The sequence below is a fragment of the Trichocoleus desertorum AS-A10 genome (assembly GCF_039962155.1).
GTDB lineage: Bacteria > Cyanobacteriota > Cyanobacteriia > FACHB-46 > FACHB-46 > Trichocoleus.
The window spans coordinates 96,106-109,747 of record NZ_JAMPKN010000011.1; the positions used below are offsets into that span (position 1 = coordinate 96,106).

9 protein-coding genes and 3 tRNA genes are annotated in these 13,642 nt (G+C 48.4%); 5 read left to right on the forward strand and 7 right to left on the reverse strand.

The window, feature by feature from the left end:
- Window positions 1-7: 7 nt before the first annotated feature.
- The 5 genes from NDA01_RS15995 to NDA01_RS16015 form a co-directional block, all read right to left on the reverse strand.
- Window positions 8-3,280, reverse strand: coding sequence for a DEAD/DEAH box helicase (locus NDA01_RS15995; RefSeq protein ID WP_348228711.1), 3,273 nt, complete (start codon window positions 3,278-3,280; stop codon window positions 8-10).
- Window positions 3,281-3,401: 121 nt separating this feature from the next.
- A complete protein-coding gene (locus NDA01_RS16000; RefSeq protein WP_348228712.1) occupies window positions 3,402-5,006 on the reverse strand; it encodes a TROVE domain-containing protein in 1,605 nt (534 codons plus the stop codon).
- 40 nt (window positions 5,007-5,046) lie between these two features.
- Window positions 5,047-5,169: transfer RNA gene (locus NDA01_RS16005), tRNA-OTHER, on the reverse strand.
- 24 nt (window positions 5,170-5,193) lie between these two features.
- Window positions 5,194-5,321: transfer RNA gene (locus NDA01_RS16010), tRNA-OTHER, on the reverse strand.
- A gap of 16 nt (window positions 5,322-5,337) precedes the next feature.
- A tRNA-OTHER gene (locus NDA01_RS16015) sits at window positions 5,338-5,465 on the reverse strand.
- 291 nt (window positions 5,466-5,756) lie between these two features.
- Here NDA01_RS16015 and NDA01_RS16020 point away from each other — a divergent pair.
- Window positions 5,757-8,729 carry an NACHT domain-containing protein gene (locus NDA01_RS16020; RefSeq protein ID WP_348228713.1) on the forward strand — a complete coding sequence of 991 codons (2,973 nt, stop codon included), beginning with the start codon at window positions 5,757-5,759 and terminating at the stop codon, window positions 8,727-8,729.
- 16 nt (window positions 8,730-8,745) lie between these two features.
- Here the strand turns inward: NDA01_RS16020 and NDA01_RS16025 are convergent, their stop codons facing one another.
- A complete protein-coding gene (locus tag NDA01_RS16025) occupies window positions 8,746-9,798 on the reverse strand; it encodes a GAF domain-containing sensor histidine kinase (RefSeq protein WP_348228714.1) in 1,053 nt (350 codons plus the stop codon).
- Between the two features lie 330 nt (window positions 9,799-10,128).
- Here NDA01_RS16025 and NDA01_RS16030 point away from each other — a divergent pair, with 330 nt between their 5' ends.
- Complete coding sequence (locus tag NDA01_RS16030) at window positions 10,129-10,530, forward strand: fasciclin domain-containing protein (protein WP_190440206.1); 402 nt, start codon at window positions 10,129-10,131, stop codon at window positions 10,528-10,530.
- Between the two features lie 284 nt (window positions 10,531-10,814).
- Complete coding sequence (locus tag NDA01_RS16035; protein WP_348228715.1) at window positions 10,815-11,090, forward strand: GlsB/YeaQ/YmgE family stress response membrane protein; 276 nt, start codon at window positions 10,815-10,817, stop codon at window positions 11,088-11,090.
- Window positions 11,091-11,188: 98 nt separating this feature from the next.
- Here NDA01_RS16035 and NDA01_RS16040 read toward each other — a convergent pair whose 3' ends face one another.
- Window positions 11,189-12,652: an alpha/beta fold hydrolase gene (locus NDA01_RS16040; RefSeq protein ID WP_348228716.1), complete on the reverse strand. Its 1,464-nt coding sequence runs from the start codon at window positions 12,650-12,652 to the stop codon at window positions 11,189-11,191.
- 224 nt (window positions 12,653-12,876) lie between these two features.
- Here NDA01_RS16040 and NDA01_RS16045 point away from each other — a divergent pair, with 224 nt between their 5' ends.
- Window positions 12,877-13,245 carry a phage holin family protein gene (locus NDA01_RS16045; protein ID WP_190440201.1) on the forward strand — a complete coding sequence of 123 codons (369 nt, stop codon included), beginning with the start codon at window positions 12,877-12,879 and terminating at the stop codon, window positions 13,243-13,245.
- 145 nt (window positions 13,246-13,390) lie between these two features.
- A complete protein-coding gene (locus tag NDA01_RS16050; protein ID WP_190440200.1) occupies window positions 13,391-13,582 on the forward strand; it encodes a YqaE/Pmp3 family membrane protein in 192 nt (63 codons plus the stop codon).
- Window positions 13,583-13,642 lie beyond the last annotated feature (60 nt).

Here is a 13,642-nt window from a genome sequence, read left to right on the forward strand (position 1 = left end):
GCTACTTTTAATCCAACACAGCACTGCGATTCAAAGAAATGAGTTGCTTAAAGGCTTCATTGTCGAGTTCTGTCAGCCAAGACTCATCAGCTCCGACGATCGCGCCTACCAGTTTCTTTTTATCTTCAATCATCTGGTCAATGCGTTCTTCCAAGGTGCCGATCGCCACAAATTTATGCACAAAAACATTCTTCTTTTGCCCAATCCGGAAAGCGCGATCGGTGGCTTGGTCTTCTACCGCTGGATTCCACCAGCGATCGAAATGAAACACGTGATTGGCTTTGGTTAGGGTAATGCCAACTCCTCCTGCTTTGAGAGACAGCACAAAGACCGAGGGTTCAGTATTGGGGTCTTGGAACTCAGCGATCATCTGTTCTCGTTTGGGGCGAGGGGTGCCCCCGTGGAGGTAGAAAGTATTGCAGCGGAGGGTGTGCTTGAGGTACTTCTCCAGAGCTTCGCCAATCTCTGCAAATTGCGTAAATATCAAGAGGCTTTCTCCTTCTGCGATCGCTTCTTGGGTCATCTCTGTGAGGCGCTCTAGCTTATGCGATCGGTCTGGCGTAAAGTCGCTGCCATCTTGCAAAAACTGCATAGGATGATTACAGATTTGCTTCAGTTTCATTAAGGTGGCAAGAATCAAACCCTTGCGTTGAATGCCCTCTGCTGCTTGCAGTTGCTTTTCCACGTCTTTAACGGTGGCTTCGTAAAGAGACGCTTGCTCTTTGGTGAGGTTACAGTAGAGCTTTTGCTCTAGCTTGTCAGGGAGATCTTGAATAATCGAGGGATCGGTTTTGACACGGCGCAGAATAAACGGTTCTACCAACTTTTTCAGCGTAGCCGAGCGCACCACATCATTATTTTTCTGAATCGGAATTTCAAAGGATTGACGAAACTGCGACTCTTTGCCCAAGTAACCAGGATTAAGGAAGTTAAAAATTGACCACAGATCGAGCAAGCGATTTTCGACTGGAGTACCTGTAAGCGCAAGACGATATTGCCCTGGCAGTTTGTAAATTGCTTTAGTTTGTGCCGCCTTGGGGTTCTTGATATTCTGCGCTTCGTCGATCACAATCCGTCGCCATTCTACTTCTGAGAGCAGAGCAATATCTTTGCGAACCAGGGTATAGGAAGTAATCGCGACGTCACAGTCGGCGATCGCAGCTTGAAACTCTTCTTTTTTCTGGAGGCGATCGCTACCATGATGAATCAGCGATCGGAGATGCGGAGCGAACTTCTCAATCTCCTTTTGCCAGTTACCCACGACTGAAGTCGGTGCGATTAATAAGGTGGGTGGGATCGGCACCGCTTTTTTGAGCTTTTCGGGTACTTGTTCTCGTTCTTGCACCAAGCGAGCAATCACCTGTATCGACTTGCCCATACCCATATCATCAGCGAGGCAACCGTTAAGCCCTAGCGTTTCAAGATAGTGCAGCCAGGCTAATCCGCGTTTTTGGTAAGTGCGTAGGGTTCCTTGGAGCGCTTTGGGATCAGGCAGTATTTCTAAATGGCTTTTATCATTCAGCCTGCTCATCATCTCTGCCAAGGTTTCGTCGTGATCGACCTCTAGCTCAATCCCATCTTCACTGCCTCCAGACAATCTCATGAAATCGAGCAAACTCAGTTCTGGCTGCTCGTGCTGATGTTTTTTCCAAAACTCCAACATTTGCTGCATCTTGTCTTGGTCAAGCTGCATCCACTGCCCCCGAAATTGCACCAAGGAGGCTTTAGCATTGACCAATTCTTGCCATTCTTGCTCGCTCACGGGCTTGCCATCAATGGATAGCTCGTAGCGATAATCTACCAGCGTTTCGAAGGAGAAGTAGCTTTTGCTTTTGTCATCTCCGCCCAACGTGCGACCGCGCGCTTTCATCCGCAGCTTAGTACGTCGCCAACCCTGGGGGGTCCACCAAGCAGGCACTCTAACCTTATATCCTGCTGCTTCTAAGACCCAAGCTGATTCTTGCAAAAAGGCAGAGGCTTCCGCGATCGCCAGAGAGATACCAACGGGTTGATCGGTTTCTAGACCAGCCCAAAGTTGCGGATAGATCCGAGCAGCATAACCGAGATGAATCAGTAAATGTTGCTCAAAGTTTTCGCCAAACTGTTGCATTAAAGCCTTGTGGCGCTTGGTGCGGAGTCGCCAGTAATCCTGTAAGGGGATCTGGACAGAGGGATCTTGCCGCGATGCCACTTGAAACTCCAGCGTCCAAGCGTCCTCTGACTTGGCAGGAGACTGGAGCTGAAAACATAAATAAAAAGGGAGATCACTTTGGCTGCGACCAATGCGATCGCGCCAAGTTTTCCACTGCTGATATTGGGTTAGCCCTTCTGGATGTTGCCAGGGATGCCCGGGATGTAGGCAACTCCACAGCAGGGTGTCGTTAATCTGTTTCTCAAAGGCCGTAGAAGTGGGAGTATGGGTGACAATTTCTGCGAGCAGCACCTCCGAGAAATGACGCAGCAAGGTCATCTTGTCGTAGAGTTGCGGTGGTTCTTTCGGTTCTGCACGACCTGCTACACAAACAAAAGGCATGAGTTCTACATAGCGTTCTAATTCCGCTTCATACCGAGCTGAAAGGATTTCCCAGCCTTGATAAATTTCAAATTCTTCTGGTGTTGTTTTGATTGTGGATTGACTCTTGCTCTTCGCGGCTTTAGTGGTCTTACTAGCAGCTTGGGATGCCGCTTTGCGTTTACCTTTGGTAGGTGCCTCTGTCGGAGTTAGCGATCGATACTTCAGCGCTGGAATATATTGATCATGCAGAATAATTTGCTTAAAGAATTGGGTGTAGTGATACCAGAACAGGAGATCTGCGCCCAACTGAATCTCTGCTAGATTGTGTAAAGCGATGAAATGCAGCTCATTCAGCAGCTTAATTACATTCGTGACAGCGGCACGGCTGTAGGTGCCCGTCTTGACATAGGCTGTGGGACGGTAGCAATCTACTTGCCAGTACTGCCATTGCCATTGCTCTGGTGGCTCCAGTTCCAGGTAGCGAGCCAGTTCTGGAGAGGGGCAAGGCTGATCTCCTACAGTAGGTAATAAGAAATATTTAGGCGCGATCGCCGTTTCAAGTTTTTGATAAGTAGCAGGTTTGATGCCAAGAACTTCGGTGAGAAATGTTGCCAGCTTCTCTTGTGGCAGATGATTTAAGTGGAGGCGTGGGGCTGTCTTACGCCGTCGCAGTGTATCTGTGGTTTCGATCCACAGATGGAATCCGCCACTCTGGACGAAGCTCGCTGTCTCTTCTGGAATCCAAGTACCATGAAGAATATGCATCACAGCTACTCTCAACACCCTTGACTTGATCTGCCTCCATTAAATCAGATTGTTTCAAAGGGCGTTACTTAATTTGGCTCCCCTTCCCTGGCAGGGAAGGGGCTGGGGATTAGGTCTCAATCTATAATTCACCTGTTGCTAGCATCTGGATCAGGCGAGGGGCACCGGGATCAAAACCTGCCATATCCCAGGAAAGTAGATCTTGGGGATCAACTAGGGAGATTTGGTAAGGAGCTAAGGTGATATACACCGCCTTGACGTTAGGGTTCACCTTACGGCGATACTCTGCTAGCGCTTGGCTAGGGTGCCGTCGACCTGCCCAGCTTTCGCAATCGGTCCAGAAGCAAACCACATCTGCTTTGAACTTGTGCTTAATCATCCAGTCGTAAGCTACCGAGGCATCAGTGCCACCAAAATTTTGGTTGTTGGCTTTAGCGATCGCAGAACTGAATGAATCTTGAGCAGAGATACTCAGGTCTCGGAAATTCTCTGCGAACCCCCGAATCACATAGTTCTTCTCAGCTTTAGCTGTGGCAAGCGCCATTGTGGTGGCAATTTCGCAACAGGTTAAGCCAATGGAACTGACGCTGTAGTAAGACATAGAGCCAGAGACATCGATCGCATGAAGAAACACTTTGCCAGTCGGTTGCAGCACATCAAAGGAGAGTTCTAACGCCTTTTCCAAGATGTCTACAATGCGAGGAATCGGTTCCCATGTTTTCTGGCTGCGGCCTAATTTACCGCCTGACTGGTAAGTTTTCAGCGCTTTGAGGACATCAATGGGATGGATGCGACCCTTACGGAGATGATCTCGACTGTTGAGAACTCTCTCTACTTTGTCTAGATTTTTGCGGTAATCAGAACGGAAAACTCCCAACTCTGTCAAGGAACCTAGATTTCGCAACATGGCTCCAATCGGCATGTCATTAAACAAGAGCTGCCAAGCCTGCTTATCTATTTTGCCAACAGGTGCGGCCATTTCGTGAGTTAAGCGGCCTTTCGCGATCGCCTCATGAGCTTGCTCTGGATGCCGCTTTAGCCACTCATACCACCAAATTTGTGACAGAGCCTCTGAGGGAGCGGCTTTAGGTAGGTTCTCCCAACCTTGAGTTACCCACTGAAACAACTGGTTGTGTTCCTCAGTAGGAGGTTTGACGTGGAATAGACGCAATGCATCTCGGTGAGAGAAACCTTGGCGCTGTTGATATTTCAGTAATTGATACGCCAATTCTTTGACGTTCTCTCGTGCTAGCCAACGTTGCCCCGCTTCCCGGACAATCTTGCCAAATCCCCGCACTGACTTGGTATAGCTCAGCCATTCATAGAAATGGCTAGCCGTCCGCACCACTTTGGGAAAGATTTTTTGGAATGCCTGTTTCGCTTCTGGTGTTTCCCCCATCGAGAGCAACACCAGGGCAAAGATCGGCGCACTGTTGTTGACGGCACGACCATCCGAGGCATAGACAATCTCAGCCGCAACTCGCTCCGGATTCTCTGCGATCGCCTGCTCTAAAACATCGACAAACTCATTCGTCAGTTCTTGTTTCCCGGCGTAGTAGGTGCTTTGAGCAGTGCCAATCAACAAGCAGCGACGCAAATTCTGCCACAACCCCGCTTTGAACATATACCCCCCAGAGCGTCCCTGGATCATTTCTTTTTCGCGTCCGGGAATGGGTTGATCTTGTGGCGTGTGAGCTTTGTTTTGGGCAAAAAATTTGTAGTTCATAGTTTTCTACACCTCCGGCCCGATTGGGCAAATTGGGAAATTGACAGAACGGGAATTGCACCCGCATCTCCGGCGATTAAGGGGGACTTCGTCTACAGCGATAACCCTAAATCTGCGGCCCGTGAGGGCAAAAAGTGGTGCTTTACTGTTAAGCGACCTGCCAGTGTGAATAGAGAAATTTTGAGTTTGGTGTGGTGGGGCAGGAATCGAACCTGCGATCGCGCGTTAACCGATAACCCTCATTCGTCGGCCCTTACGGACAAGGTTGTGAACAAGGACATACTCACGCTGCTTTACCACTTAGCTACCCGCCACATGTAGGCTTAGAGTTTGGTGTAGCGGCGCGGGGGTTGCACCCGCATCTCCGGCGATTAAGGGGGTGTCGATTTTCAAGCGATAACCCTAAATCTGCGGCCCGTAAGGGCAAAATTGGTGCTCTACTGTTGAGCTAGCCGCCACATGTAAAGTTGTTGGATTTTTTTGGATTTTGTTGTTTAACTTCGTTGTGAATTCATCATTCTTGCTGCCTCTTTGTCTTGGATGAATCCAGAATAGGCGGATGAGATTCCCCCAGGCGAATTACAGAGTGAACCACTCAAAATGCAATCAAAACAATGTTTTGGAAGCTAAGGGAGGTAGTAGAACCTGGGGGATTCCCCTAGCTTTTAGAAAAAATATGGGATAAAACCGTAGAGCAATCTGGGAGGTCAGAGCTTTCTGATCACCCCTTAAGCGCTGGTTGTTCTACCAATGGCACGCCTGAGTTATGGCCCGGAAGTGAAGAAGCGATCGCAGCAGTTGTTGGCGGTGTTGTTGGATTACGCCAATGATGAGCTGGACTGTGATGAGGGGACTTTGGATGGGTTGCGATCGCAGATTCAGGTGCATTGGCAGACGGAACAGCGATTGGTGGTGCGGACGAAGGTACGGTTTTTGGAGGCTTTAACCAAGATTGCGACTACCCCTTTAACCGGAGAACAGATTAAGGAAGCATTGCGACGGCTGGAGGATTTTCTGGAACTCCTGGAGGATAATCGCCCAAATCGTGGTGGATCGGAGACTTGGCATTTCACCTTGAAGCTGTGGCATCCTCGACGCGATCGCAAAGCCAACTTAGAGCGATTTGAGCAGGAGTGGGAGCAGCGGCGGTCCCAAAAGTCGAAGCAGTCTACGCAGAAAAACACAACTTACAATGCAGAAGTTGCAGTTGTAGAGGCGAGCGGTGATGCGTCCGAAACAGATATGTGGTGGCAATGGTGCCGAGAGGTTTTGGAGGCGCAGCAGTATCAACGACTCACGACCAATCCGCTAACGGTAGGAGATGGCGTTGCGTTTGAGGTGGATGAAGTTTATGTGCCGCTAGGGTTGGTGGAGCGCAAACAACAGGAGCGACGAGATACAGAGGTGAGGGCAGATCAAGGCTCGAAACTTTACGAGGCGGAAGAGGGAGATACAGCTCAATTTGCTCTAGAGCAATTTCTAGAACAGTTACAGCAACCCGGATTGGCGAAGCGGATTGCGATCGCCGGAGAACCAGGAGCAGGCAAAACCACGTTGCTGCAAAAGATCGCCAGTTGGTTGCTAGACCAGCGAGCGTTGCCGATTTGGATCTCTTTGGCGGATTTGCAGGGAGCTAGCCTAGAGCAGTATCTACTACAAGATTGGTTGAAAGCAGCAACTCGCAAAGTCACGGTTTCAACAGAGTTACAAGAAGCCTTAGGAGCGCAGTTTAATCAAGGACGGGTTTGGCTGTTACTGGATGCAGTGGATGAGATGGCAACGGAAGCAAGTTCTGCTCTGGCGGCGATCGCGAAGCAATTACGCGGTTGGGTTGCAGATGCCAACGTGATTCTCACCTGTCGCCTCAATGTTTGGGATAGTGGCAAAAACGCGCTAGAAACCTTTACCACCTATCGTAATCTCACGTTTAGTCATGGGGATGCTGCCAGTGCAGATCAGGTAGGACAATTTATTGAGCGTTGGTTTCATCAACACCCCACATTGGGCGATCGCTTGCAGGCAGAACTCAATAAACTAGAACGGCGACGGATCAAGGATGTGGTAAAAAATCCGTTGCGACTGGCCTTGCTCTGTCGAGCTTGGTCACTCAGCCAAGGGACTCTACCTAGCTCGAAAGCAGCGCTATATCAACAGTTTGTCGATACTATCTACGAGTGGAAGCAAGATCGCTTTCCCACGACTTTGGCTCAACGCTGGCAACTGAATCAAGCCTTGGGGCATCTGGCTTTGCAGGGATTGGCTCAAGCAAAGACTAAGTTCCGACTGTCTCAGTCGTTTGTGCAGCAAGTCTTTAGAGAACAGTCCTTAGAGTTGCTAGATCTGGCTCTCAATTTAGGCTGGCTGAATCAAGTGGGGATCTCTACTGCATCCGGAGAAAAGATCTACGCCTTTTACCATCCTACGTTTCAGGAGTATTTTGCCGCGCAAGCGATCGCTGATTGGCGTTGCTTCCTCCCTGCAACTGCTGCCAACTCAACGATAGATCTAGAGGCATTTCCGCTCGTCTTTGCCTCCCAGTGGCGAGAAGTGATCTTGCTGTGGTTAGGACGCTCCGATATATCCGCTATGGAGAAAAGCTGTTTTCTCCAAACCTTAACTGCATGGGAAGATGGCTGTGGCGAGTTCTATCACTATCAAGCTTATTTCCTCGCAGCCGCAGGTTTGGCAGAGTTTCCCGAATATCCTGATGCAGAGTCTATCTTTGCTCAGTTGCTGCGATGGCGGTTTGGTGAGTTCGACTCTCAGGAGCATTGGCAGTGCTACCCATTTCCAGCACAAGAGGGAGCGAGAGTGGCATTGCTGCAAAGCGATCGCACCCAAGCAATCGCGGCGTTAGAACAATTTATTCAATCTACCTCCAATTTCTTTGCCCGTTGGAACGCCGCCTATAGTTTGGGCAAAACTTTTGATCCGAGGAATCCGGTGGCGATCGCGGCAATCACACAGCTCTTACAAACGCTACAGAGTGAAGCGCTGCGGCTGCAAATTAGTGAGAGTTTAGGCAGAGTTGACCCTGGCAGTTCTCTGGCGATCGCGACCCTGACAAAACTCATTACCACGACTCAACAAAATACGCTGCGGCGGAAAGCAGCTTACGCCCTCGGTAAACTTGATCTAGGTAATGCGATCGCCGCCACCACTCTAATCAACCTGATTAAGTCAGCACCGGAGCAGGCTTTATGTCTGCAAGCAGCAGAGAATTTGTTGCAGTTAGATCCAGGTAATGCGATCGCTACCCAGTTCATCCAAGCGCATCGAAAACCTGCACCATTTCCCAAGCCACAGCGCAAGACTAAATCCCAAGTGCAAAGAGATCCAGCCCAAGCGATCGCGTCTTTGGAACAGCGTTTGGTAGTGGCGACGGATGCTTCTACCCAGAGGCGGCTGGCCTGTCAATTGGGACATTTGCATCCAGGACACCCTCAAGCAGTTGAAATGTTGCTGCAACTGTTGCAATCTCAACGCTCTACGACTCTCTATCGCCGCATTGGTGAGGACTTAAGAGAGATTCTCCTACAAGAACAGTTACCAATAATTGTTTCTACTCTGAGACGTTTTGGCTCTGCAACTCAGACAGATCTGGCCAAAGACAAGCCCAAGGAAAAACCTTCTTCTCAAGCCCAGGAGTGTTACAAGCTGCTTTGGTATTGCGCCCAACAATTACCTTATGCTGCTTTTCATACGGCTTGGCATCTGAAGTAAGACTGGAGGCTAAATTCTAGGCGACGCACCAAGGAAGATGTAGTGTAAAGGCGATCGCATCGTTCTTCTTAGCCACCTCAATAGTGCCTTGAATTTGTTCTACTCGCTTCTTGACTAAGGCTAGTCCTAGTCCTGTGCTACCGTGTTTCCAAGGATCATTACTAGCAATGCGGTAAAACTTGTCAAAGATGTAGTTGAGTTCTTTCTCAGGAACTTCTATTCCTGAGTTGCTCACTTGCAATTCTAAGTTTGTCGCTGTCGCCTGGGCTGAGATGGTGATGCTTCCCTGGGGAGGAGTGTATTTGTAAGCATTGTTGAGCAGTTCGCTCAGTATCCGTTCTAGGTAAGAAAAATCGGTTTCTAATGGGGGGAGTTGAGGTGGGATCGCAATTTGTAGGCATTGTTGTTGCTGGCAAATTCGGTCTGTGAAAGGCTCGATCACTGGGATAATCCATTCGCCTAGATTCGCGATCGTTAATGCTAAGGGATCGATATTCGCATCAAGACGCGCTAAATCTAGCAGATCATTAATGAGTCGCATCTCTCGCTGGCACTCATTGCGAAGGATTTGAAGATAATGGGTTGCTTTTGCTTTGCCTATTTCTGGCTGCTTGAGGGTGATTTCTAGCAGTTGAATTGCCATTCTGATGCTGGTCAGCGGTGTGCGTAATTCGTGGGAGACTGTGTTCAGGAAATCATCCTTTAGATGATTTAAGCGCTCTAGTTCTTCAACTTGCTGTTGCGCTGCCTGATAGAGACGTGCTTGACGAATCGCGATCGCACATTGATTGGCAACTTGGTGTACCAGGCCAATTTCTGGTTTAGTAAATGCTTCTGTGGATTGCTTAAATAGCCACAAGTCTCCTATTATCCCTTGGTCATCTGCGATGGGACAGGCCAAAATTGCCAAATTAGAGGTGGCATCAACCGGACAAAATTGAAAACCTTGATTTTGCAAAAGTTGGCGATATTCTTCCGCAGAAACCGTCATCAGAACTATGTGGCCTGGAAAGGATAGTAATGAGTTTAGGGCCGTATCAGTAGAGGTGAGTTGGAGAAGTACACCCATTTAGAATTGCTATGTGTTGGATTTCAGGGTATTTGAACTAACTCAAAATTCCATATAAGTTAATGCGAGATTGCATCAATCACCTAATACTAAAATTTAGCTTCATCCTAAATGGGTAGATCTGAAAAAATTATTGTTGATCCAGATTGCTACGGCTAATTTTTGCTGAAGATTCAAAAGCACATTTAGTTATTGCTTGATTAAAAACAGATTAAAACACCAGATTTTTGATGATTTACTTCAACGGATTTAGGAATTTTGAAATAGTAAGAGCTATTTTTCGAGAAGTAGTCTAAGCTGATCAACAGAGACAAAAAACTAGGTGAATACGTGGCTGACATTGTTGATACTGCCGTTAATGCTGGTTCATTCAGCACCCTAGTTGCCGCAGTCAAGGCTGCCAATTTAGTCGATACACTTAAAGGTGAAGGTCCATTTACAGTCTTTGCACCGACCGACGAAGCATTTGCTAAGCTTCCCGCAGGAACTGTAGATGCACTACTTCAAGATGTGCCTAAGCTCACAAAAATCTTGACCTATCATGTCGTCTCTGGAAAAGTGATGGCAGCGGATGTCACCAAGCTGAAATCAGCGACTACCGTTGAAGGTTCAGATGTGAAAATTGATGCTTCCAGCGGTGTCAAAATTAATGATTCCACAGTCACAACTCCCGATGTTGCTGCTGATAATGGTGTCATTCATATTATCGATACTGTGCTAATTCCTGCATAAGCGATCGCTTAAATAGCTAAATAGCAAGTTTAGATAGCGAGTACTATCTAATTCTGGGGCAGTAACTTCCAAAGGGTTGCTGCCCCTATTTTTTTGCCATCACTCTACGCATAGGTAGAGACCGAACTGAACCAAACTCTGCCGTAGGCAAGAACAGCTTTCTCTCTTGTGATAGTTTGGAAAGTCCTAGGTGGTTCGATAACTTATAAATGTGTTCAGGAATTCATGCATCAAGTTTAGAACGTTTATTTAGAACCCATAGGTTTTAAGAAAGGGGAACAAAGATGAATATTTTGGCTTGGATCGTATTAGGTTTAATCGCGGGTGCTATTGCTAAAGCTATCTATCCTGGTAGTCAGGGTGGCGGTATCCTCGGCACAATGTTGTTAGGAATTATTGGTGCCTTTGTGGGTGGTAGCCTCTTTAGCTTCCTCACGACAGGATCGCTGGCCTTAACTTCGGCTGGCTTAAGCTTGGGTGGTATTTTGGTTGCTGTTTTAGGCGCGATCGTGGCTCTCTTTATTTACTACGCTGTTAGTGGCCGTCGTGGTGTCTCCTAAAATTTGATTTGATACGGCTAGAGTTTGAGATCTGGTTTTTGTTAAATAGTTTCTGAGAAATTCGAGCCTCTGCGACTGACGCAGAGGCTTTTGCTTGCTTACGAAGCGAGGGGAAAAGCTGCCGCGATCGCCCACCCAAAGAACAACGCACAGCCTAAAGCATAACCCCAAGTATTGTTGAGTAGAGCTGCCACATAAGCAAAGAGAGCCATAAATAGTGGAAACAGAGGCAGCAGGATATAGAGAAAACCCAGTTGGGGAGAAAATTGCAGCATCAGATAAATTCCTATGACTAGGGCAATGCTCTGACCCAACCACCATACAATTTGGGAACCACCTGAAATATCCTGCTGAGCCATACCAGAGGCTAAAAACCACGGTAAAAACCCCAGGGCTAGCCAAGGCCAAAGGGCTAAGCGAGTCGGAATGAGCCACCATTGCAACCAGACGAGTTGAGCCATCAGGCCAAAGCCAATCCACAAGAGTGCGAAGACCGAGAAACCTAACAGCAGAGCGCGAAGCGTCGGTCGCGGAAATTGAGTTAGCAGTCCTAGCCAGAGAATTCCTGCAATGCCAAACCACAGCGCCACTGCTCCTCCGACTTGCACACCTCCCAGTGCTGCTAAATTTTTCCCGCCTCCTAGCAACGGGATGGTGCCGCTGGCTGCCAAAGCCGAAACCAGCAAGCTGCCCCAGCGCCGAATCGGCGATCGCACCTGAAATTTACTAACCTGGCTCAACGCTGGGCTCGATCCTGTAAAAGATGGCAATATTGCTCCCATCGCAAGCAACCAACCCAGGAGATGCAACCCGTACCAAGCCATGCGCTGATCTATATATAGACTGGAGCTTTGACGGCCAAATGTAGCATCCAGCCAACGCAAAGCGGCTTGGTGACTCGCCTGACGAAACAGAATTGTAATGTGCTCGGCTTTGGGAATCAGCACGAGCGATCGCCCTTGTCCTGCTGCTAAGTTCTCATTTTCTCCGCCTGCTCTGTCTAGCAATCGTTCCGCATTGGCAATGAATCCACCTTCCCAAGCGCCTGCTTGGAGTTGTAAGTTTCGGGGTGATTCGGGTGTGACTTTGGCTCCCGTGGGGGAGATCGCTACAGTAGCGGCAAAGCGATCGGCTTGTTGAATGCCAGCCGTCATTACTGATCCGCTGCCCATTGAGTGACCCAACAGCGCCAACCGAGTCGCATCAATCTCTGGCTGAGCCACCAGCACCTCATAAGCCACTTGTAAATCTGCTTGCAAAGAATCACGCTGGGGTAGCGTACTGCCACCATGCCCAGAGAAATCCCACAGCATCACTCCATAACCAGCATGCGCTAATACATGCCCATAGCCCAACATTAGTTGCTTAGAACCCGCAAAGCCATGAGCAATCAGCACTCCAGGAACACGAGTCTGGTTTTGGGGAGCCAGATAAATTAGGGGCACATCGCTCCGCGCTATCTGACGCACCACTAAACCACTCCGCGCACCAAGGACGCCCACCCAAGCCAGCCCAATCATCAGCAAGGCCAAAGCTAAAACAACCCATTGCTTTCGACTCATCACATTTTTTAATTAGAGCGCCTGTTCCGCCAAACATCTTAAACGAGGTTTAGGCTTCAGTGTCAGCATTGGGCAATCGGGCAGCATTTGGGTCGATGGATTTCTACGACTTAAGCCCCACTGGAAGATCTGTCTTCTTAGAGAGGTTATAGACAGGTTGGGTCTTGCACGATCAACGTAGAACTTTTAAAGCGTTTTACTGTTGTGTTTAAGGGAAAACCAAGATGATTAGTAATCTTTTAACGCTGGTCGCGACTGCATTGAGTTTGCTGGTAGTTGATTTAGCCGTTCCTGGCGTTGATATCGCGACCTTCCCGGCTGCTCTCATTGCGGCGATCGCGATCGGTTTAGTGAACGCTGGCGTCAAGCCTGTTTTAAGCGTGCTCTCCTTGCCTCTGAATTTTGTCTCCTTGGGAGCTTTTTCGCTTGTTGTGAACGGTCTTTGTTTCTGGCTCTCATCCGTCTTAGTTCCCGGATTCAGAGTCGATGGTTTGATTGCCTTCTTGCTCGGTCCCGTGATCCTGTCTTTCGTCAGCACTTTCATGAATCGATACTTTGCTGAGAGAAGTGTGGATCTAAAAACCGAAGTTTAGTTTTTACCGCTACACGCTGGCTCTAAATTTGCCCTGGCTGGATCTACCCAGCCCTGGTGATGAAATAGCCCATTCGACGGAGTATTTCGAGCGATGGGTTTAGGAGAATACAGACAAAACAAATTTAACAAACGGAAGGAATTCTATGAAACTGGTTCGCATTCTTGCAGGTATTTTGGTGCCTCCTCTAGGCATCTTCCTGACTGTGGGAATTGGCCCCACTTTGATCATCAATATTGTGCTGACTTTGTTGGGTTGGTTACCTGGCAGCATCCATGCGATTTGGGTCATTCTGAAGCATGATGAGCGTCTTAACCGTCAGGAAGGCGTTTACTAACTGTTTCGATAATTCCTTGTGATTGCGGGTGAGTTCCTTAAGATCAAAACTTTAAAGCAA

Coding starts and splice junctions, on each gene's coding strand:
- NDA01_RS16020 (WP_348228713.1), top strand. CDS start 5,757: ATGGCACGCCTGAGTTATGGCCCGGAAGTGAAGAAGCGATCGCAGCAG.
- NDA01_RS16025 (WP_348228714.1), bottom strand. CDS start 9,798: ATGGGTGTACTTCTCCAACTCACCTCTACTGATACGGCCCTAAACTCA.
- NDA01_RS15995 (WP_348228711.1), bottom strand. CDS start 3,280: ATGCATATTCTTCATGGTACTTGGATTCCAGAAGAGACAGCGAGCTTC.
- NDA01_RS16035 (WP_348228715.1), top strand. CDS start 10,815: ATGAATATTTTGGCTTGGATCGTATTAGGTTTAATCGCGGGTGCTATT.
- NDA01_RS16000 (WP_348228712.1), bottom strand. CDS start 5,006: ATGAACTACAAATTTTTTGCCCAAAACAAAGCTCACACGCCACAAGAT.
- NDA01_RS16040 (WP_348228716.1), bottom strand. CDS start 12,652: ATGAGTCGAAAGCAATGGGTTGTTTTAGCTTTGGCCTTGCTGATGATT.
- NDA01_RS16050 (WP_190440200.1), top strand. CDS start 13,391: ATGAAACTGGTTCGCATTCTTGCAGGTATTTTGGTGCCTCCTCTAGGC.
- NDA01_RS16045 (WP_190440201.1), top strand. CDS start 12,877: ATGATTAGTAATCTTTTAACGCTGGTCGCGACTGCATTGAGTTTGCTG.